Annotated in this window: 22 protein-coding genes; 16 read left to right on the top strand and 6 right to left on the bottom strand. The window is 61.8% G+C overall.

Features of this window, described 5'->3' with window-relative positions:
- Nucleotides 1–27: 27 nt before the first annotated feature.
- The 4 genes from JG743_RS29245 (at nucleotide 28) to JG743_RS29260 (ending at nucleotide 3,563) form a co-directional block, all read left to right on the top strand.
- The gene (locus JG743_RS29245) at nucleotides 28–396 is read left to right on the top strand and encodes a hypothetical protein (RefSeq protein WP_202295678.1); all 369 of its coding nucleotides are present in this window, start codon (nucleotides 28–30) and stop codon (nucleotides 394–396) included.
- A 25-nt stretch (nucleotides 397–421) separates the two neighbouring features.
- A complete protein-coding gene (locus tag JG743_RS29250; protein ID WP_244672963.1) occupies nucleotides 422–1,162 on the top strand; it encodes a lytic transglycosylase domain-containing protein in 741 nt (246 codons plus the stop codon).
- Between the two features lie 176 nt (nucleotides 1,163–1,338).
- Nucleotides 1,339–2,547: an ABC transporter substrate-binding protein gene (locus tag JG743_RS29255; protein WP_202295681.1), complete on the top strand. Its 1,209-nt coding sequence runs from the start codon at nucleotides 1,339–1,341 to the stop codon at nucleotides 2,545–2,547.
- A 35-nt stretch (nucleotides 2,548–2,582) separates the two neighbouring features.
- Entirely contained in the window at nucleotides 2,583–3,563 is a 981-nt protein-coding gene (locus tag JG743_RS29260; RefSeq protein ID WP_202295684.1) for a phosphatase PAP2 family protein, read from the top strand.
- 31 nt (nucleotides 3,564–3,594) lie between these two features.
- On the opposite strand, the gene JG743_RS29265 is transcribed toward JG743_RS29260, so the two are convergent.
- Genes JG743_RS29265 through JG743_RS29285 form a run of 5 tightly spaced genes read right to left on the bottom strand, consistent with a single transcriptional unit; the run spans nucleotide 3,595 to nucleotide 8,063 of the window.
- Complete coding sequence (locus JG743_RS29265) at nucleotides 3,595–4,131, bottom strand: prepilin peptidase (RefSeq protein ID WP_202295687.1); 537 nt, start codon at nucleotides 4,129–4,131, stop codon at nucleotides 3,595–3,597.
- Between the two features lie 4 nt (nucleotides 4,132–4,135).
- Complete coding sequence (locus JG743_RS29270; protein WP_202295690.1) at nucleotides 4,136–4,684, bottom strand: tetratricopeptide repeat protein; 549 nt, start codon at nucleotides 4,682–4,684, stop codon at nucleotides 4,136–4,138.
- Nucleotides 4,685–4,737: 53 nt separating this feature from the next.
- Nucleotides 4,738–5,676 carry a type II secretion system F family protein gene (locus JG743_RS29275; RefSeq protein ID WP_202295693.1) on the bottom strand — a complete coding sequence of 313 codons (939 nt, stop codon included), beginning with the start codon at nucleotides 5,674–5,676 and terminating at the stop codon, nucleotides 4,738–4,740.
- A 30-nt stretch (nucleotides 5,677–5,706) separates the two neighbouring features.
- Complete coding sequence (locus JG743_RS29280; protein WP_202295696.1) at nucleotides 5,707–6,678, bottom strand: type II secretion system F family protein; 972 nt, start codon at nucleotides 6,676–6,678, stop codon at nucleotides 5,707–5,709.
- A complete protein-coding gene (locus JG743_RS29285) occupies nucleotides 6,678–8,063 on the bottom strand; it encodes a CpaF family protein (RefSeq protein WP_202295699.1) in 1,386 nt (461 codons plus the stop codon). The genes JG743_RS29280 and JG743_RS29285 overlap by 1 nt, the downstream gene beginning before the upstream one ends.
- 526 nt (nucleotides 8,064–8,589) lie before the next feature.
- Here JG743_RS29285 and JG743_RS29290 point away from each other — a divergent pair.
- From JG743_RS29290 to JG743_RS29340, 11 genes are all read left to right on the top strand, one after another.
- Nucleotides 8,590–8,808, top strand: a complete 219-nt coding sequence (locus tag JG743_RS29290) for a Flp family type IVb pilin (protein WP_202295702.1) — start codon at nucleotides 8,590–8,592, stop codon at nucleotides 8,806–8,808.
- 59 nt (nucleotides 8,809–8,867) lie between these two features.
- A complete protein-coding gene (locus JG743_RS29295; RefSeq protein WP_202295705.1) occupies nucleotides 8,868–9,086 on the top strand; it encodes a Flp family type IVb pilin in 219 nt (72 codons plus the stop codon).
- Between the two features lie 103 nt (nucleotides 9,087–9,189).
- Nucleotides 9,190–10,230 carry a Flp pilus assembly protein CpaB gene (cpaB, locus tag JG743_RS29300; RefSeq protein ID WP_202295708.1) on the top strand — a complete coding sequence of 347 codons (1,041 nt, stop codon included), beginning with the start codon at nucleotides 9,190–9,192 and terminating at the stop codon, nucleotides 10,228–10,230.
- A gap of 57 nt (nucleotides 10,231–10,287) precedes the next feature.
- The gene (locus tag JG743_RS29305; RefSeq protein WP_202295711.1) at nucleotides 10,288–11,733 is read left to right on the top strand and encodes a type II and III secretion system protein family protein; all 1,446 of its coding nucleotides are present in this window, start codon (nucleotides 10,288–10,290) and stop codon (nucleotides 11,731–11,733) included.
- Between the two features lie 4 nt (nucleotides 11,734–11,737).
- Entirely contained in the window at nucleotides 11,738–12,013 is a 276-nt protein-coding gene (locus JG743_RS29310; protein ID WP_244672964.1) for a hypothetical protein, read from the top strand.
- Between the two features lie 64 nt (nucleotides 12,014–12,077).
- Entirely contained in the window at nucleotides 12,078–13,607 is a 1,530-nt protein-coding gene (locus JG743_RS29315; protein ID WP_202295717.1) for a TadE/TadG family type IV pilus assembly protein, read from the top strand.
- A gap of 5 nt (nucleotides 13,608–13,612) precedes the next feature.
- Nucleotides 13,613–14,155: a TadE/TadG family type IV pilus assembly protein gene (locus JG743_RS29320; protein ID WP_244672965.1), complete on the top strand. Its 543-nt coding sequence runs from the start codon at nucleotides 13,613–13,615 to the stop codon at nucleotides 14,153–14,155.
- Between the two features lie 2 nt (nucleotides 14,156–14,157).
- Nucleotides 14,158–14,796 (top strand): TadE/TadG family type IV pilus assembly protein, encoded by a 639-nt coding sequence (locus tag JG743_RS29325; RefSeq protein ID WP_202303081.1) that lies wholly within the window; start codon nucleotides 14,158–14,160, stop codon nucleotides 14,794–14,796.
- Entirely contained in the window at nucleotides 14,793–15,956 is a 1,164-nt protein-coding gene (locus JG743_RS29330) for an AAA family ATPase (RefSeq protein WP_202295723.1), read from the top strand. The genes JG743_RS29325 and JG743_RS29330 overlap by 4 nt, the downstream gene beginning before the upstream one ends.
- Before the next feature lie 154 nt (nucleotides 15,957–16,110).
- The gene (locus tag JG743_RS29335; RefSeq protein WP_244672967.1) at nucleotides 16,111–16,629 is read left to right on the top strand and encodes a L,D-transpeptidase; all 519 of its coding nucleotides are present in this window, start codon (nucleotides 16,111–16,113) and stop codon (nucleotides 16,627–16,629) included.
- Entirely contained in the window at nucleotides 16,626–17,192 is a 567-nt protein-coding gene (locus tag JG743_RS29340) for a hypothetical protein (protein ID WP_202295726.1), read from the top strand. The genes JG743_RS29335 and JG743_RS29340 overlap by 4 nt, the downstream gene beginning before the upstream one ends.
- A 73-nt stretch (nucleotides 17,193–17,265) precedes the next feature.
- On the opposite strand, the gene JG743_RS29345 is transcribed toward JG743_RS29340, so the two are convergent.
- Nucleotides 17,266–17,802 (bottom strand): hypothetical protein, encoded by a 537-nt coding sequence (locus JG743_RS29345; RefSeq protein ID WP_202295728.1) that lies wholly within the window; start codon nucleotides 17,800–17,802, stop codon nucleotides 17,266–17,268.
- Nucleotides 17,803–18,033: 231 nt separating this feature from the next.
- Here JG743_RS29345 and JG743_RS29350 point away from each other — a divergent pair, with 231 nt between their 5' ends.
- Nucleotides 18,034–18,741: a thermonuclease family protein gene (locus tag JG743_RS29350; RefSeq protein WP_202295731.1), complete on the top strand. Its 708-nt coding sequence runs from the start codon at nucleotides 18,034–18,036 to the stop codon at nucleotides 18,739–18,741.
- Nucleotides 18,742–18,845 lie beyond the last annotated feature (104 nt).

An 18,845-nucleotide genomic window follows, 5' to 3' on the forward strand; every position in this document is an offset into this window, starting at 1 on the left:
TATTAGGACTATAGAGGGGACTTTATCATGAAGCGTTCCGCAAGACTGCTGGTTTCAGCCGCGGCCCTGTTGCTGGTCGGATCGGCAGGGCGTGCCGCCGACATCATCGAAGGCCCGACGGCCGACTACTGCCGCACCGTCGGGACTTCCAACCTGGTGCTGACCGACAACATCGTCGACCTCAAGACCCAGGTGGTGAAGCTGATGGACGAGTCGGTCGCCGTCGCCAAAAGCCCGGAGTGGATCAACTCGTCGCGCCCTGCCTTCGTCTGGGCTTCGGAAGCCAAGGTCGCCTGCGGCATGGCCTATGGCTACCTGAAGACGAACTACAAGGACGAAGACACGCTCAACAAATGCGAGTGCTTCCACGATCGCATGGTCGAATACATGCACTGACCGCCAGGACGCCGGCCGGCTGGCGATGACGGACAAGCGAAAACTGCCAAGGGCGATCGCCGGCGCGTTCGCCCTTGGCAGCTTTGTTCTGCTCGGCACGAATGCCGGCGCCTCCGAACAATCCTCCATCGAACGGATGGCCGACCGGCCGCGACACACCGGCTGTGCCGCCACCGGGGAATGGACGCGCGAGACATTCAAGGCCTATGCGACTTGCCAGGCATCGATCTACGGGCTAGAGCCGGTGCTGGCGCATGCGGTGATGGAGATCGAAAGCGGCTTCGACCCGCAGGCGCGCGGCGCCGACGGTGAGGTCGGACTGATGCAGGTGATGCCGGCGACGGCGCGCATGCTGGGCTTCCGCGGCTCGCTCGACGAGCTCGGCGTGCCCGCCACCAACATCGCGCTTGGCGTCGAATATCTGGCCCTGGCCAACAGGCTCGCCGCCGGCGACCTCTGCACCACGGTGATGAAATACCGCGCCGGCCACAATGAGAGCCGGTTCTCCGCGCTTTCGGTGCGCTACTGCGAGCGGGCGCGCGCGATCCTGACCAGGGAAGGACTGCCGGTGACGGGACCCTTGCCGGTGGCGACATTCGGCTTCTCGGCGCTGTCGGGAACGGACGCCGGCCCCGCCGGAGAGAACCGCACCTGCGTGCGCCGGATCTTCGTGCCGGGACCGCGCTACATGCGGTGCGCCGACTACCGCAGCGTCGGCCAAGCCAGGCGGATCAGGGCGCTGCGGGCGCAGCTGTTCGACGGCTAGGCTGGAGCAATTCCAGGAAGCGTGCGGCGCGAAACAAAGAGGTGGAGCGGTTTGGGTTTCCGTGAAACGATGAACCGCTGCGGGAGAGGCTGGAATTCGAAGCGGCGCAAGCGGCACCGTAGGACAAGACCGGGGGACGTCGCCGCAATCACCGGCGGCACACAGGTGGAGCGATCATGAAACTTGGCCGGCGGATTTCCTGCCCGTGGACACGGGCGATGGCGCTCGCTCTTCTGGCTGGCGTTTCGGGCTGCCAGTCGAAAGCCAGCGTCAGCGAGGCGCTTGACCCGGCCGCGATCGCGGCGCCCGGCGCGCCGGCCGGCAGCGGCGTTGCCGCCGCGCCGCAGGCGGTAAAGGCGACGCAGTCGCTTGGCACCGGGCCGGCCAAGATCACCATGCTGTTGCCGCTGTCGGCCCCCGGAAGCGCCGGCGAAGACGGCAGGAAGATGCTCGATGCCGCCAAGCTCGCGATGGCCGACCTCGGCAACAACCTGCTGACGCTGACCGTGGAGGATACGCGCGGAGACCCCGGCCAGGCCAAGGACCTGGCGATCAAGGCGATAACGACGGGGTCGAAGGTCGTCATCGGCCCGACCGAATTGCCGGCCGCGCAGCACATCGCCAAGCTGTCGGGGTCGACGCGGCCGCCGGTGCTGGCGCTGGCCGACAATTTTGCCGGCGGCCCCGGCGTCTATGCGGTGCGCCTCAGCGAGGCCGACAGCGCGGCGGCCGGCGCGGCCGCCGTCGCCGCCAAGGGCGCCAAGAAATTCGTCCTGCTGGTGGCCGCGGGCAGCGATGCCGCGGCAATCGAAAAGCGGGTCACCAACGGCCTCAGTATCTACGGCGCGACACTTGCCGTGACCCTGCCCTTTTCGCCGGCCGATGGCGGCGCCAAGGCGGTCAACGACATGGGCTCGCTGGTGGAGGCGCCGGACGCGGTGATCGTGGCCAGCGGAGACGCCAGCCCGTCGCCGGTGCTTGCGGCGCTGAAGGCCAAAGGCATCCCCGGCAAGACAGTCTCGCTTGTCGGAACCAACCGCTGGCTGGAGCGGCCGATGGATCCGTCGTTCGAAGGCGCCTATATCGCCACGCTCGACCAGGGCGAGACCGGGCCGATCGCCGACCGCTTCAAGGCGACGTTCAACTATCCGGCGGACGTCAACGTCGCCTATGCCTATGACATGGTGGCGCTGACGGCGGGCATTGCCAGCGCCGTCGGGCCGAACGGCTTCAGCAAGCAGGTGCTGGAAAATGCCAGCGGCTTCCGCGGCTCGACCGGCCTGTTCCGCTTCCGCGCCGACGGCTCCAGCCAGCGGACGATGCCGTTCTACCGCGTCGAGAAAGGCGCGCTGAAGCTGGTGGCGAAGTCGACTTCGGGGTTTTGAGGGGCTAGGCTGCCGAACGTGGCTTGGAGAAACGAATGGAAGTCTCAGAAGCGGTCTCGGCGAAGCACTTTCGCATCACAACGACCGGCGTGGCTGTTCTTTGCCTTGTGTATGTGGCCGTGGCCATTGCGGTGGCGCCCAAAACATACTTCGCGATGTTGACCGAGTACACGCTCCAGAAGTACTCGCTCCCAATTCCCTTGTTTGCCCTGTTTGGGATGGCGGGCGTGGCAGTGTTCTCTCGGCCCTTGTCCCCTTTGACTTTCATTCTGGAGAAATTGCGCGACAGGGGTAAGGGCGCGCTGATGATTGTCGGGATGTTCCTGCTGGGCGCGGCGGCGTTCTCCACGCTCAAGCATGTCACACCTGTCTATGTTCCCTTCTTTGCTGATCCATTTCTTGCGAAGTTCGATGCCGCAATTCATTTCGGCGACCCATGGAAAGTGGCGCACGCCGTCTTCCCGCAGCCGCTGGAACCAGCCCTGTTCGTTCTCTACGGACCGGTCTGGTTCGTCCAAATGGTCGGCATCGTGCTTGCCGCCGCGTTCACCAAGGACCATGCCCTTCGGGCACGCTATTTGTTTTCGTTCATTCTTGTTGCGATTGTCCTTGGAAGCTTGGTGCGGATAATCGGATCCTCAGCCGGACCAATTTTCTTCCAAAGGATCGCGGGCAGCGACCGCTTCGCCGATCTCATGTCGGTTCTTGGTACAACCGATTCAGGCAAAGGTATGATCGCCACATCGGACTATCTCTATACGTCCTACGCCCAAGACCGTACCGTCTTCGGAACGGGTATCGCCGCGATGCCAAGCCTGCATGTTGCGGTAGCTCTTCTCAATGCACAATTCTTGTCCCGGTTCGGTCGCACATTAAGGTACTGGGGATATTTCTACTTTTCCGCAATCATGTTTGGCTCCGTTTACTTCGGGTGGCACTATGCGGTTGACGGTTATTTGGCAATTGTCGTGACCATAATACTGTGGTGGTATAGTGGGCGTCTGGTGGAGAATTAGCTGTTTGCGACGCCCCGTCGCCTGTGCGCGTTCAAGCTTGCAAGAAAGCTTCAATGCCGCCCAAACCCATCAGGCGGCTGACAATCTGGAACAAGATCGAGCAGATTGCGGCGATCGAGATCGGCACGCCGAAGGGCACGACACCCTTGCGGTCGAGGTGCTGGGCGTAGAGGCGGAACGCGCCTTCCGGCAGCATGAAAGGGTTCTTCACGACCGCTACCGTCAAAAGCGCGAACACCAGCAGGAGCAGGGAAAATACAACGAGGTCAGGCCCCCCGATAAGAAACGGCGCCACCGCTACCAGCTTGACGTCGCCGGCGCCGACCTTGCGCAGGACCCAGAATGGAAAGAGCACGACAAACAGGACAAGGCCAGCGATGGCGCTGAGGCCCATATCCCACCATGATCCCACCTGAACAGAGAAAAGCTGCAGCGACCCCAAGCCTAGGCAAAGCAGCAGCAGCACGTCGCGATTGGCTATCTTCTGCGTGCTGAAATCGACCCAGGCGATTTTCGCAAGCAGCGGAATGGCAAGCGCCTGGAGCAACAGCGATACCGCAAGCAACATGCGTCTACCGCTCTATGTTCTGCACACTGGACGAAAGCAGCTTTAGATTGTTGGCGACGGTCGGGTCGTTGGGCGCCAGTTCATAGGCCTTGAGGAAATTGGCGCGCGCATTCTGCAGCTTGCCGCGCAACAGATAGGAATAGCCGAGATTGTTATAATATTCGGGTGTCGCGCCGAGCAGCTTGGCGGCACGGCTGTAGGCAAGGTCGGCGAGGTCGAAGCGGCGGATGCGGTCGCATGAGGCGGCAAGGCCGAGCCAGGCGACACCGTCGTTGGGCGCCAAGCGCGTGGCCTTGTAGAACAGGGCGCCGGCATTGCCATAATTTTCCGAGCGGAACTGATTCTTGGCCTCGGCGACCGCCTGGTCCGAAGCATAGTAGTCAACATCGCTGACTGTCTTCAGCCCTTCGAAGGTGTCGCCAAACGCCGTGTAGTCGCCCTTGGCGGGTTCGTTGGTGCGCACGACCCCCATGCTGCTATCGGTCGACTGGCAACCGGCAAGCACAAAAAGCAGCAAACTTGCTGCGGCGGCGAGGCGTATTGGCCCTGTCATTTTGTCCCCCAGGGGTCCCTCCGACTCACTTTAGAACAAAAGCATAGGATTGCTCAGAAGAAAATGCCCCTCATGCGAATGATTACCGGCAACAGGACGATCATGAGCACCACCGGAAAGATGCAGATGCCCAGCGGGATCATCATTTTGACCGGGAGCGCGTTGGCGCGCTCCTCCGCCTGAAGGATCCTCTGGGTTCGCATTTCATCGCTATAGACGCGCAGCGCCTCCGTCAGGCTGGTGCCAAGTTCTTCCGACTGCCGGAACAACACGGCAAGCGAGCGCGCTTCCTCAAGACCGATACGATCGGCCAACTCGCGAAGCGCTTCGCGCAGCGGCTTGCCGGCGCGCAGTTGCAGATTCATGATCGAGAGCTGGATGCCGAGCCACTTGTGGGTTCCAGCCAGTTCCTGGCTCACCCGCTCGACCGCAGCCTCAAGGCTCATACCGGCATCGGCACAGGTGATCATCATGTCCATGAAATCTGGAAAGCCACGGCGATAGGTTTGCTTTTGCGCGTTTTCGAAACGGTCGAGCGCGATGCTCGGAACAACCAGGCAAGCGAGCCCGAACAAGAAGGATCCGCCCAAGGTCACGAAGCTGGGTATCTGCGGCGGCAGAACGGCAGCCAGCCCGGCATAGCAGGCGAGAAAGCCAATGGCGACGGCACCTATTCGCGACAGCGTATAAAGGACAGGCGCGCTTGAGTGATAAAACCCCGCCCGAAAGAGCCGCGTCTCAAGGGCGTTCGCCTCGCCGCGCTCCTTCTCGAGCGTGCGGAAATAGGCGTCGACCGGCCGCTGCGCCGAAATCTTGACGAGTTGCTGCTGCGCATCAAGCGAACGCCGGTTGGCCACTCCCTCCGAGATCAAACTCTCAGTGACCAGCTTCCGCGTTTGAAAGGCCGGCAGAAAAACGAGAGCGCCGAACAGGAAAAGCGCCACCGCCGCCGCGAAAACGGAAAGCGAGACGAGAAGCTCGGAACTCAACATGTTCGAAAGGATGTCTATGTTCGGCTCCAATCAGAAATCAAAGTTGACCATGCGATACATGATGAAGTCGCCGAGCAGAGCCCAGACGCCGAAGATAGTGAACACTGGAAAGATAAGCGGGTTGTTCCAGACCGCTCCATAGTAGCTTGGCGCAATCACCCAAAGAATGGCGAACATGACGATCGGGAAGAACGAAATAACCAAAGCCGAGAAACGACCCTCGGCGGAAAGCGCCCTGATCTTCAACCGCAGCTTCTGCCGCTCACGCAGCACGGCCGACAAATTGGCGAGGATCTCGGTCAGATTGCCACCGGTCTTGGACTGGATGGAAAGCGACACCGAAAGAAGGTTGAGGCCTTCGAAACCCACCCGCTCCGCCAGCTTTCGAGCGGCCTGCTCGATGCTCAGACCGAAGGTGATCTCATCGGAAACGATGCCAAATTCGGTGCCGAGCGGGTCTGGCATTTCGCGTGCTACGAGCCCGACCGCTACCGAGACGGGATGGCCGGCACGGAGCGATCGGACAATCATGTCCAATGCATTGGGCAACTGCTTGGCAAACTTCAAGATCCGTTTGTTGCGGGCCCGGCGGAGAAACTGAAGCGGCAGGACAAAGGCCACGACGATGAAGATCGCCAGAGCCGCAATTGCGGAAACTCCCAGCAGCAGCTTGAAAACGAGTCCGAGAACCAGCCCCGCCAGGATGAAGATCAAAGCAAAGGTCAGCGGATTTCCGGTGATGCCCGATTGGGTGTACAGCCTGTTCAGCGCAACAGCGCCAAACAAGTAGTCGCCGGAGTTGGTCAGTCCACGCTCGCGCAGCAGGCCCTGCAGTGTCTGTTCGGCAGGCGCCTCTTCCGCAAGACGTTGAATACGCCGGTTGATCGTGCCGGCCCGCGAGCGGCCCTTTGCGTAGGAAACATAGAGTGCCTCCGCCGCAAGAATGACCGAGGCCGCTGCCAGCACATAGATGAAATAGAGCAGGGCCTGGCCGGTGAACATCAGAGCGCAACCTGCGGATTGAAAGCGTCTTTGGCGAAGTGGAAACCAAGCGTCGCCGCTTCCTGGGCAAAGCGGGGGCGAATGCCTGTCGCGCGAAATTCTCCAACGATCTGACCTTCGGCCGTAACATCGCGGCGAACAAAATGGTAAAGTTCCTGCAACTGGACCACGTTGCCCTCCATGCCGGTCAGTTCCGATATGGAGACGACCCGTCGGCCGCCATCGGAAAGCCGCTGCGTCTGCACGATAATGTCGATGGCCGAAGCGATCTGAGCCCTAATAGACTCATGGGTCATCGGCATGCCGGCCATGCCGACCATCTGTTCGAGGCGAGATAGCGCGTCGCGCGGCGTGTTGGCGTGAATGGTGGTCATCGAACCTTCATGGCCGGTGTTCATCGCCTGCAGCATGTCGAAAGCTTCCTCGCCGCGAACCTCGCCGACGATAATGCGGTCGGGCCGCATGCGCAGCGCGTTCTTGACCAGCTCGCGCTGGCGAACCTCGCCCTTGCCCTCGACATTGGGCGGGCGCGTTTCCAGCCGGCCGACATGGGGCTGCTGCAACTGCAGTTCAGCCGCATCCTCTATGGTGATCATGCGCTCCCTGGACGGGATGTAGCTCGACAGCGCGTTGAGCAAGGTCGTCTTGCCGCTGCCGGTGCCACCGGACACCAGGATCGATTTGCGCGCCTGCACCGCGATCCGCAGCATGTCGACCATCGGCGGACGGATCGAGTTGAACTGAATCAAGCGCTCCAGCGAATAGGGATGCTTGGAGAATTTCCGGATCGACACCAGCGGGCCGTCCACCGAGATCGGCCGTACCGCTATGTTGACGCGCGACCCATCGTCGAGGCGCGCGTCGACCATAGGCGAGGATTCATCGACGCGCCGGCCGATGTTCGAGACAATCTTGTTGACGACGCGCAGCAGATGCGCCTCGTCGCGGAAGCGGATCGAGGTTTCCTCTAGCACGCCACGCCTTTCAATAAAGACATGGTTGTGGGTGTTGATCAGGATGTCTGCGATCGAATCGTCCTTGAGCAGCGGCTCGATCGGCCCCAGCCCCAGCATCTCGTCGGCGGTGTCGCTGGTCAGCTGATCGAGCTCGCGCGCATTCAACGGCACGTTTCGAGCGCGGACGAATTCGCGCACGATCGGCCGAATCTCGTCGAGGATCTCGTCCTTGGACGCATTTTCAAGGGCGGTCAGATTGAAGCGGTCGATGAGATGGCGATGGAGTTCGACCTTCAGCGTCAGGAAATCGTCGCCCTGGGATTCGGCATCTGTCGGCGCAATGACCGTCGTTCCATTTGCAGCCGGCGCGGCGGGCAGGGGCTGCAGCGCCCGCGGCTCATTCGATCCCTTGATGAAGCGGCCTAGCATTCTCAAGCCCCCCGCAAGCTTCCCCAAAAATTCCCTCAGGTTGGAAACTAAGGGTTAACCACGAGGGGCACAAGCGCCGGGCGCGGGTGAGAGGATCGAATACTTACATCATAGTTAAGACGAGACGCCAAAAAAATCGTTTTATTTTTGGACTGTGCGCCCGAGAGCACACCTCTACTCCGGCCTCACGGAACGTTTCGCCCTGCAATGTGCGACTCTGCCCCGCAGGACCCAGGTAAACCGTTACATATAAAGGACTATGCATATCCTCTAATAGGATGAGGCTACCGCTATTGGGGCGACGAATTTATGAACGAATGGTTAAAGGCGACTGAAAAATTAAGCGAATCAATCCCTTGCCAAAATCAAACAGGCTTCCGACCAGGTGTTGGAAGGTTAAGGAACTGTTAATCCCGTTTGACTCTGCTTTTTGGCGGGACTTAGATCAATTCGACGGGGGATGCTTGGGTATGGGGTTCATCCTTAGCTCGTCTCGTCGGGTTCAAACTCCAAAGGGAGAATTGGCATGAATAAGCTCATGACGATGGCCCGGCAGTTCCGCGACGACGAAAACGGCGCTGCCATGGTCGAATATTCTATCCTGGTTGGCATCATTGCCGGCGCTGCCATCCTGGCGATCCTCGCCATTGGCTTCTGGGTCACGGGCCGCTTTACGGGCCTCTGCACGAAGCTTGACGGCAAGGCAGGCGGTACCTGCAAAGCGGCGAACGGCACCGGAAGCTGATCATCTGCTCAACAGGCCCGGGCCGATCAGGCTCGGGCCTGACACTTGGGAGAAACAAGATGAAGAAGCTCATCGCTATTGCCCGGCAGTTCCGCGACGACGAAGACGGCGCTGCCATGGTTGAATACTCGATACTGGTCGGCATCATTGCCGGCGCGGCGATCCTGGCGATCCTCGCCATCGGCTTCTGGGTCAGCGGTCGGTTTAGCGGCCTCTGCGGCAACCTTGATGGCAAAGCCGGCGGCACGTGCAAAGCAGCGAACGGAACCGGGAGCTGATCTAACACAACTACCAGGCCCAGGATTCAAGACCTGGGCCTGACACCGGGTCGCTATGGGCTGATGCGACCGATTCATTATAAGCCTTTTGGGGTTTGGGCTCATGCGTGCCAACACGATCATCATGATTATCCTCGCGTGCGTATTCGGCGTACTTGCGGTTGTGCTCGCCAATATCTGGCTTGCCAACCAGCGCAACGCCATGGCTCAATCCGACGGCGTCAAGCGCGACACTGTGGTGGTCGCGGCAGTGCCTTTGAAGTTCGGCGATACGCTGACAGCCGACAAGCTTCAGGAAATTGCGTGGCCGGCAGGCGCTGTCCCGACTGGCGCCTTCAAGACGACGAAGGACTTGCTCGCCGGCGAAGGCACAAAGCAGGCTCTGCAAACGATCGGTGCCAACGAGCCTGTTCTCGCCACCAAGATCACCGGCCCGGGCCAGCGCGCCACACTTTCAGCCGTGCTCGGCGAAGGCATGAAAGCCGTGTCCATCAGGGTCAACGACGTGCTTGGCGTTGCCGGCTTCGTCTTCCCGGGCGACCGTGTCGACGTGCTGCTGACCCGAACTGTGCGCGACAGCAGCGGTGTGGACAAGAGCTTTGTCGACGTGCTGCTGCAGAGCATGAAGGTGCTCGCCGTCGACCAGGTTGCAGATGAAAGCAAGGACAGTCCGACTGTGGTGAAAGCGGTGACGCTCGAGGCCAGCACCAAGGATGCTCAGAAGCTGACACTCGCCGCCGGCGCCGGGCAATTGTCGCTGGCGCTTCGCCAGGCCGCGGCCAACAAGGGCGAAACGACCGAGCGCGTCACCCTCGCCGACCTGACAGGCGACACGCCAGAGGATGTGGCCAAGCGGCAGGCGGAACTCGACAAACAGGCCGCCGCCGAGGCCGCCGCCGCCGAAGAGCGCAAGCGCGCGAACGACAGGATCGATGGACTGGCGCAGGCAGTGGAGCGCGTGGGCAGCAAGCTCGACGATCTGAGCAAGGTCAAGCCGGCCCCGGCTGTTGCTTCTGCGCCGCAGGTGGAAGAAGTTGTCAAGGAAGTGGTCAAATATGTGCAGCCGGAGCCCCCGGCGCGGGCGACAATCGGTGTCTTTCGAGGTATAAAGCTCGAAACGTATGATGTGCCGCGACAAAAGTAACGCTGGCATATTAGGGTGCGGGGGCCCGAATCAGCCTGCAAGGGGGATAGCGTCTAGATGCGTGCGTTCTGGGGACCACTTACGGCAGTTGTACTCGCCTATCTTGCGGCGCTATCGCTTTTAAGCCCAGCGGCCCATGCCGCCGATCGCAGCATCGACGTGTCGACGCCAACCATCCATCGCATCTTCGTGCCCGTGTCGCAGTCGGTGACGCTCCAGGTAAACTCCACCCTTGGCGATATCGCGGTGGGGGATGAAAAGATCGCCGATGCCCAGCCGATGACCGACCGTACGCTCTACGTCATAGGCAAGAGCACCGGCACCACCACCATCAATCTGTTTTCCGAGGACAAGCGCACGCTTGGCACAATCCAGGTCGAGGTCGGCCTTGACGTCAGTGACATGGCGCAGGCGATCCGCCAGGTAGCACCCAGGGCGCGCATTGAAATCGGTTCGATAAACGGCAAGATCAGGCTTTCTGGCCACGTCAAGGATGGAGCGACGCTGGCATCCATCATGGAGGTCGCGCAGCAGTACGGCCCCGACGCCATCATCAATTCGGTTATTGTCGACGACAGCCAGCAGGTCAATCTGGAAGTGCGTATCCTGGAGGCCAAGCGCAACGCTGGCCGTGATCTCGGCGTCTCCATAAGAAGCACAAATGGCAGCGGAACGACCCGGACGGGGACGGGGGTCGCGGCCGTCGACAGCGACAATCTAGTGCTCGGGCCGGGGGATCTGGTCAGCGGCCTGCTCTCGAATACCAATCCGTTCGCCGCGCTGATCACACGGGTCATCGACAGCAATATCAAGGTCGACCTGATCATCGAGGCGCTCGAGGCCAAAGGTGTGGTTCGCACGCTGGCCGAACCGAACCTGACCACGCTCTCCGGCGAGCCAGCCAGCTTCAATGCCGGCGGCGAAGTGCCTATTCGCAGCACCACCAAGGACGGCGAGGTCGAAATTGTATTCAAGCAATTCGGCGTCAATCTGCTGTTCACGCCGGTTGTGCTCGACGACTCCAAGATCCATATCAAACTGGCGCCGGAAGTGAGCGACTTGACCGGCTTCACCAGCGCTGGCGACCCGATCTTCACCAACCGCAAGCTGGAGACCGTGGTGGAGCTTCGCGACGGCCAGAGCTTCGCGGTCGGCGGCCTCCTCTCCAGTAAGAACACCAGGCTGCAGAACCAGGTGCCGTGGCTCGGTCAGGTGCCGATCGTCGGCGCGCTGTTCAGGAATTCGAGCACCCAGAAGGAAGAGACCGAACTCGTCGTTGTCGTGACGCCCCATCTCGTGCGGCCAGTAAAGCCCGGCGAGCAATTGGCGACGCCCTTCGACAAGACGAGGCCGTCCAACGATCCCGAGCTGATCCTGCTCGGCCAGCTCGAAGTGAACAAGGACATGATCCGCAAATATGAGTTGGGCGAAGGCGTCACCGGCCCCTACGGCCACATGCTGGACGTGAAATCGAAGGACAAGATGCTCTATGTCAAAAAATAAGCTCTTGCTCGTCGTTCTGTGCGCCGGCCTGCTGGCAGGCTGCGCCGCCGACTATCTGAACAATTACGACACGATGACCTTGGCATCGGGAGACTCGCAGAAAGCCAACCAGCTGCTGCAGACCGTCGACCCGTACAATCCAGCTTCGAACAACACGAAGATCGAAGGTGACGGAGTGCGCGCTGCCGGCGCGGTCCAAAGGTACAGAGTTCCGCTGCCTCCGGCGCCAACGACGAGCATGACAGTCAATGTCGGCGGGGCGGGCGTCACAACACAGTGAATGAAGAGGGATGCGGTGCGCCGGGCAGAGGAGGGCTTGGCGCGAAGGGGTAGAGAGTAGAGCCATGCTGCGAACCATTCGCGCGTTCTGGCACGATCAGAGCGGAATAGCGCTGATCCTCGTCAGCATCATGTTGCCGGCGATCATCGGATTGTCCTTGCTGGCGATCGACATGAGCCGGATGAACAATCTGGACAATGACTTGCAGAAGGGTACCGACGCTCTGGCGCTTGCCGCGGCGGCCGAGTTGAACGGCAGGTCTGACGCATGGACCCGCGCCGAGAATGCCCTGACCAACCTCGTTTCCAACAAAACCATGTTTTCCAACGGCGGGTTCGTGTCACTGACCACCGGCAACGGCGCCGCGACCGTGGATCCGACATATTCCGCATGCCGGTCCAAAGGGCAGGTATCGTGGTGCTTTCTTGCAAGTATCCCTGCGAATGACTCCGACCCGATCACATCGGCCAACTATGCCGCATCGGCAACCGTGACCCGGTTCATCCAGGTCAAAGCGCAGCCGGAAACCTTCAGCGCGATATTCCCGGTTTCGATCTCTTCCTCCGGCAATTCGACCGAGACCAACTATAATCTCAGCGCCGTCTCGGTGGCCGGGTTCACCTCGGGCGTCTGCAACTACACCCCGGTCTTTATCTGCAACCCGTATGAGATGGTGAATGGCACCAACACGGCCGGTGACGCGACCCTCGAGCAGGCCGTATCGGACCCTGCCATCCATCGCCGGTTGATAGAATTGCGCACGGTGGGAAACAATGCCGCGTACGGGCCGGGCAATTTCGGCTTCTTGCAGCCGCCTGATAGTGTCGGCAACGGCGCACAGGGACTCGCCCAATCGATCGCCACGTCGACACCACTTGGCTGCTATTCGGCGCAGGGCGTAAGCACCAAGACCGGCCAGAACAACGGCCCGGTGCAGGACGCATTCAACGTTCGCTTCGGGATCAATGCCAACGGCAATGCTTTCAACAGCGCGGAATACGGTCCGGCCTCGAATGTCCGCAAGGGAGCGTCGACGAACGGGAACGGCAATGGCAATCAGTGCCCTTCCTACAACCAGTTGACGTTCAACGCCGCGGGCAACATGGGCCTGCCGACAGATGCGACCACCCCATATATGGGCGGACGGATGGGCGACGGGGACTGGAACCTATCCGGTTACTGGAGCACCAATTTCGGTGCCACCAGTTATCCATCTGCGTGGGATGCGATCAAGCCGACCCGCTACCAGGTCTATAAATACGAGATCGCGAACGGCTTGGTCAGCCACCCTTCGACCGGCGGCGAGGTTGGAACGCCGCCAAGTGCGTGCCTGGCGCCGGTCACCTCCGTCGACCGAAGGCTGCTCTATGGCGCCATTCTCAACTGCCAGGCGCTTCAGGCGGCAGGCAACAATCTGAGCGGTAACAGCACCAACCTTCCTGTCGAAGCGTTCGCCAGTTTCTTCCTGACCCAACCTGTCCCCGGCGCCTCAGCCGGAGGGTCGGTCTTCGTCGAGCTCGGCGACATTACCGGACGCAGCGGAAACGGCACGCTCGACAACTTCCTGCGCGACGAAGCGCAGTTGTACCGGTGACGGCGATGGTGAAACTTCTGTCCCGCACACTGAGACGTTTCCGCGCCGACCAGCGCGGTACTGTGATCGTCGAGATGACCCTGGTTGCGCCGCTGATGCTGCTGCTGTCGGCCGGCGTGTTCGAATTCGGCAATCTCATCCACGATAAGCTCCTGATGGAAGCCGGTCTCTCCGACGGAGCGCGCTTTGCTGCGCGCTGCAACAGCAAGCTCTACACGGATGCCGGACTCGCCGCGATCGACTGCGCCGCTCTCGCCAAGAACATCGCCGTGTTCGGAAACTTGGCGGCGACACCCCCCGCACGGATCAAAGACTGGACGACGTCCGATGTGACGATCAGCATCGCCGATCCGGCCACTTGCAAAGACGCGGTCGACCCCGGCACCGGCACCGTCCTCTATCTCTCGACCACGTCGCAGGTCTGCATCGTAACGGCGTCCGGCACCTACGCCTACAGCAGCCTCGACAGCATTGGATTGCTGTCGCTAGTGAACATCACCACCGTTACACTTGGAGCCAGCCACCAGGAGCGGTTGATCCGGTTTTGATGATGCTGAAGCGGTTCATAAGGTCCGAGGACGGTGCGACGATGGTCGAAATGGCCATTGCCATGACGCTGCTCCTCGTCTTGACCCTCGGCTTCGTCGATTTCGGCTTTGCCTTCTATCAGTGGAATGCGGCAACCAAGGCTGTGCAGATCGGGGCAAGGTTTGCTTCAATCTCGGATCCCGTCGCGTCGGCTCTTACCACGGCCGCGCCGATCTCCAACCCAGGCGCGCCCGTAGCTGCCGGCGCATATGGGCCGTTTGTTTGCACCTACGACAGTGCGGGCGCCGGCTCCTGCACCAACAGCGGCGCATTCAGCGCCGCCGCCTTCAGCCGCATCTTCCGTGGCGATACCGCAAACACAAATGATGATGCGTGCCCTGCCTTGGGAGCCAACCAGCGCCCGGGCATGTGCCACTTCTTCCCAGGCTTGCTGCGCAAGAATGTCGTGGTGACCTACACGGCCACCGGCCTTGGCTACCAGACACGGCTAGGCGGCCCGGTGCCGACAATCACCGTCAGCCTTCAGAACATCGACTTCCAGTTCTTCTTCCTGGGCGGATTGCTCGGGTTCGGAAACATCACGGTGCCCTCCATGCTGAGCACGGTAACGGGCGAAGATTTGAAGAGTACCTCGCCATGAATGCCATCGACACCAAAGTCCTGCCCACCAAACGCAAGCAGGTGGCCCTGTTTTCGTCCGATGCGCAGTTCAAGCGCGATGTGTCGACGAGGCTCGACGCGCTGGCGATCTACGATGTCAGGGTTTCCGAGACAGCCGACTTCCTCAAGGGTCCGCCCGCGGATACCCGGCCGGGTATCGTCATCCTCGACCTTGGCAATGGCGAGCTGCTCGCTCAGCCCGGCACCGTCGAGGCGCGCGCCAAATGGGCGTCGGTGCCGCTGATTGCGGTTTCCGGCGAGCTCACCTCCGAGCAGACCCGCGTGCTGGTGCGCATGAACGCGTCGGACTGGCTGCACAAGCCGCTCGACGCCAAGGAGCTGCTCAACGCCGTCACCTTCCACGACACCGGCAACCAGGGCACCAAGAGCCGCATCATCACCTTCATCGCCGCCAGCGGCGGCGCCGGCGCCACCACGCTCGCGCTGTCGGCGGCGGAATACCTAGCCTCGAAGTCGGCCGAGCGCGCGGCCTCGACCTGCCTGGTCGATCTCGATTTCCAGAGCGCCAATTGCGGCGCCTATCTCAACCAGTTCAACCAGTTCGACCTCTCGGGCATCATCGGCCAGCCGGAAAGGCTCGACGTCGAGCTGATGGACGTCATCAAACTGTCGCGCCCGTCGGGTCTCACGCTCTACTCCTTCGAGCGGCCGCAACTGCCGTTCGAGCCGCATGGCGCCGATTTCGTGTTCCGGCTGCTCGACCTCGTCGCCTACCGGTTCGACGACATCGTCATCGACCTGCCGAACATCGAGACGCCCTGGCACAATTCGGTGCTGCAGACGAGCGACGAGATCTTCATCGTTTTCGAGCTCAACGTCGCCTCGCTCAGGCAAGGCAAGCGGCTCTACAAGAAGATCCGCGAGTTGCGCGGCAACCAGGTCAACATCACGCTGGTGGCCAACAAGCACAAGCGCAAATGGTTCGGCAACCACTTCTCGCGCAGCGAGCTGGAGAAGATCTTCAAGGCGCCGCACATCAAATCGGTCGCGCTCGACAACGCGCTTTTGACCGACGCGCTGAATCGCGCCATTCTACCCTCGGAAGTCGACGGGCGGGCGCGCTTCAACAAGGACCTGAAGCTGATGTTCAAGGAGCGGCTCAGCGATGCCAGCCGCTAGAGCAATTCCAGGAAAAGTGCGCAGCGCTTTTCCGTCCGGAATTGCGTCAAAACAAATAGCTGGGGCGGGTCAGCGTTTCCATGAAACGCTGAACCGCTCCAGGCGGCATATCCTCCCCGCTCTCGCCGGCGCCTGCATCGCCGCGACCGCGCTTGTGTCGGGCCTGCCGGTCGCCGAGGCGCGGTCTGGGCTTGCCGACCGGCCGCCGCTGCCGGCCATGGGCCCCAGCCTGCGCAAAACGGTCGCCTTCCAGACCAGCGAACAGACCGGCACGATCATCATCCGCAAGGACGAGAAGGCGCTGTATCTGGTGACGAACCGGGGCCAGGCGCTGCGCTACCAGATCAGCGTCGGCCGCGACGGCTTCGGCTGGACCGGGACGGTCGAGGTCGGGGCCAAGACCGAATGGCCCGAATGGCGGCCGCCCAAGGAGATGCGCGCTCGCCAGCCCGAACTGCCGGCGATGGTGCCCGCCGGGCCCTACAACCCGCTCGGTGCACGCGCGCTCTATCTTTCACGCGGCGGACGTGACACGCTCTATCGCATACATGGCACCAACGATCCCAAGGGTGTCGGTTTCGACGGCACGTCAGGCTGCTTTCGCCTGACCAATACCGACGTGATCGATCTCTTCAAACGCGTCGCGGTGGGCGCAAAGGTGGTGGTGGAATGACTATGATCAGGGACCCGGACATTCCGGCGATCGAGCTCGGCGCCCAGGAAGTGGCCGTCGGCAAACCCAGCCGCAAAGGCACGATCGGCGTTGTCGTCATCGGCGCCGCGCTGGTCACCGCGGTTAACCTGACCGCAGCCGTCTACCTCTACCGCGGCATCAACGACCTGCGCACGTTGGAAGCGCGGCTGGAGCAGCTCGGCCAATTCGAGCAACGCATCAGCGCCCGTCTCGATACCGTCAACAACGGTTTCCAGAGCCGGTTCGAAAAGCTCGACGATCAGTTGCAGGCGAAGTTCAGCGAGGTCAATGGCGGCTTCGCCAGGCTCGAGCACGACCTGCCCGCCGCTGCCGACGAACGCATGTCGAGCGCTCCCGAGCCCACGGTGGTCCCGGCCGGCACGGAGGCCGAGCCGTCGGCCGTCGCCGAAAACATGTCGGAGGCGGAGTCCGTCGGAATGCCGCAGCTGCCGAGAAAGCGGGCTGCGCCCCCTGCCCCGAACCCCGCCTACCAGCGCATCCAACAAGCTGACGGCAAGGTCTACTACCGCAAAATCAACTGAGGTTGCCGGGCATTTTCGGGTGGCGCTAAGCCCAAAGCCTGTCGCAAAAAATGCGCGGCGCTCGCGGCGCGCCTTAGAGGTCCCGCTTCAGCGCGAGAATACGGATAGCGCGGGCTTCGGCGCGCTGCCTGGCTTCACTGAGGAAGGCGACGTGGCAATAGGCGCATGCAGCGACGCCGAGGATCAGCATCGCGCTGTTCTTGAAGGTGAAGTCGATCGCGAGCGAGAACGGGATTCCGCTGGGTGCGGTGAAGGCGGCGATCGTGCTCGCAGTCTCCGACTGGCTGCCGACGGCGATCATCAGCCCGGCAAACAAAAGCGCGACATGGTTGGACAGGAAGAAGAAGGCTGGCCGCCTTGCCTGGCACGCCATCCAGCAAGCGATAGCAGCGGCGGCGAGGATGGCGGCGTTGAGCGCGATCGAAGCGCCCAGATAAAGATCGACCTGCTGCCAGAACATGGTAGCCAGCGGACGCAGCTCCAGCCAGATCCGCCACATTTGCGGACTGGCGGGATAGGCGCCGAGCAGGAATGTCGCCGCCCGCTCAGCCGCCAGGATGAGCAGCATCAGGGCGGGAAATGCAAAGAGCAGTATCGGTTTGCGCTTCATGTTGTCCTCGACAATTCCGAGACCAGAATAAGCAAGAGAGATTGCGCAAGAATTAACGAAGCTTAACGCGACGCTTGCTTCGGCATCCTTCTTTCCCGTGCTATGTTGGGCCGCCGGGACGCAAACGCGGGTTCAGGTGGCCGAAGCCGTTTCATCGGGGGTTGAAAGGGTGCGCTCAAGCAGTTTGCCAAGTCGGCCTTTTGTTCGACAGCAAGCTCCGGGACATCGCCAATGAGCGGCGGCGACCCTGAGGCAAGGTCTGGCCGGGCGATCGCGTTAGGGAGTGTCGAGCTCCTGGCCGGGGTCCTACTGATCCTTCACGCCGGCACTTTGATTGGGGTCGACCGGGCCACGCAGGCATTGGACGTCGTCAGAAATCAGTCGCCGCCGACGGCATCACCTGTGATCGATGCCGGACCGTGGCAACCGGCACGCAAGATCGCACAGGAGCTGATCGCGCCGCCCGAATTCGGTGCGTCCCGGATCGAACGGGTCGAGCCCCGCCCGCCGCTCGGCGAGCTTGGCCTTGCATACTGGCCAAAGACGCCGATGCCGGATGACTGGCGCGAGATGCTGCTCTACCGGCCGATCGCCACCTCTTCGGCGACATTCGAGGCGATGGGCCGGACGGTGGCGATCAGCGGCACGCTCGCTGTCGGCCCCGACACGAGCTGTTCCTTCCACGAAGTCGCCTGGCCATGTGGCCAGCGCGCGCGGGCGGCCTTCAATGGCTGGCTGCGCGGCCGGGCGCTGAAATGCTTCGTGCCGCCGGATGTCGACCGCTTCACGATCGCCGCGCCCTGCAAGCTCGGCAAGCAGGATGTCGGCGCCTGGCTGGTCTCCAACGGCTGGGCCACGGCGCTGCCCGGCGGCAGCTACGGCAAGGCCGAGGCGACAGCCAGGAATGCCGAGATGGGCATATTCGGACCGCCTCGATAGGCCGACAGTATGTCATCCGGGCGGATCGCTCCAGGCCGCCGCCCGGCCAGCCCCAATTCTCACCGCCGATATTTCTTTTGTTAACCCTTACGGCGCAGCTTTCC

Source organism: Mesorhizobium sp. 131-2-1 (assembly GCF_016756535.1).
In the GTDB taxonomy this organism is placed as follows: domain Bacteria; phylum Pseudomonadota; class Alphaproteobacteria; order Rhizobiales; family Rhizobiaceae; genus Mesorhizobium.

Excerpts from the sequence above, each read along its gene's own strand:
- JG743_RS29330 (WP_202295723.1), top strand. The coding sequence starts at position 14,793 with ATGAATGCCATCGACACCAAAGTCCTGCCCACCAAACGCAAGCAGGTG.
- cpaB (WP_202295708.1), top strand. The coding sequence starts at position 9,190 with ATGCGTGCCAACACGATCATCATGATTATCCTCGCGTGCGTATTCGGC.
- JG743_RS29260 (WP_202295684.1), top strand. The coding sequence starts at position 2,583 with ATGGAAGTCTCAGAAGCGGTCTCGGCGAAGCACTTTCGCATCACAACG.
- JG743_RS29315 (WP_202295717.1), top strand. The coding sequence starts at position 12,078 with ATGCTGCGAACCATTCGCGCGTTCTGGCACGATCAGAGCGGAATAGCG.
- JG743_RS29285 (WP_202295699.1), bottom strand. The coding sequence starts at position 8,063 with ATGCTAGGCCGCTTCATCAAGGGATCGAATGAGCCGCGGGCGCTGCAG.
- JG743_RS29305 (WP_202295711.1), top strand. The coding sequence starts at position 10,288 with ATGCGTGCGTTCTGGGGACCACTTACGGCAGTTGTACTCGCCTATCTT.
- JG743_RS29325 (WP_202303081.1), top strand. The coding sequence starts at position 14,158 with ATGCTGAAGCGGTTCATAAGGTCCGAGGACGGTGCGACGATGGTCGAA.
- JG743_RS29340 (WP_202295726.1), top strand. The coding sequence starts at position 16,626 with ATGACTATGATCAGGGACCCGGACATTCCGGCGATCGAGCTCGGCGCC.
- JG743_RS29255 (WP_202295681.1), top strand. The coding sequence starts at position 1,339 with ATGAAACTTGGCCGGCGGATTTCCTGCCCGTGGACACGGGCGATGGCG.
- JG743_RS29295 (WP_202295705.1), top strand. The coding sequence starts at position 8,868 with ATGAAGAAGCTCATCGCTATTGCCCGGCAGTTCCGCGACGACGAAGAC.
- JG743_RS29345 (WP_202295728.1), bottom strand. The coding sequence starts at position 17,802 with ATGAAGCGCAAACCGATACTGCTCTTTGCATTTCCCGCCCTGATGCTG.
- JG743_RS29270 (WP_202295690.1), bottom strand. The coding sequence starts at position 4,684 with ATGACAGGGCCAATACGCCTCGCCGCCGCAGCAAGTTTGCTGCTTTTT.
- JG743_RS29265 (WP_202295687.1), bottom strand. The coding sequence starts at position 4,131 with ATGTTGCTTGCGGTATCGCTGTTGCTCCAGGCGCTTGCCATTCCGCTG.
- JG743_RS29250 (WP_244672963.1), top strand. The coding sequence starts at position 422 with ATGACGGACAAGCGAAAACTGCCAAGGGCGATCGCCGGCGCGTTCGCC.
- JG743_RS29320 (WP_244672965.1), top strand. The coding sequence starts at position 13,613 with ATGGTGAAACTTCTGTCCCGCACACTGAGACGTTTCCGCGCCGACCAG.
- JG743_RS29275 (WP_202295693.1), bottom strand. The coding sequence starts at position 5,676 with ATGTTGAGTTCCGAGCTTCTCGTCTCGCTTTCCGTTTTCGCGGCGGCG.
- JG743_RS29350 (WP_202295731.1), top strand. The coding sequence starts at position 18,034 with ATGAGCGGCGGCGACCCTGAGGCAAGGTCTGGCCGGGCGATCGCGTTA.
- JG743_RS29290 (WP_202295702.1), top strand. The coding sequence starts at position 8,590 with ATGAATAAGCTCATGACGATGGCCCGGCAGTTCCGCGACGACGAAAAC.
- JG743_RS29280 (WP_202295696.1), bottom strand. The coding sequence starts at position 6,678 with ATGTTCACCGGCCAGGCCCTGCTCTATTTCATCTATGTGCTGGCAGCG.
- JG743_RS29245 (WP_202295678.1), top strand. The coding sequence starts at position 28 with ATGAAGCGTTCCGCAAGACTGCTGGTTTCAGCCGCGGCCCTGTTGCTG.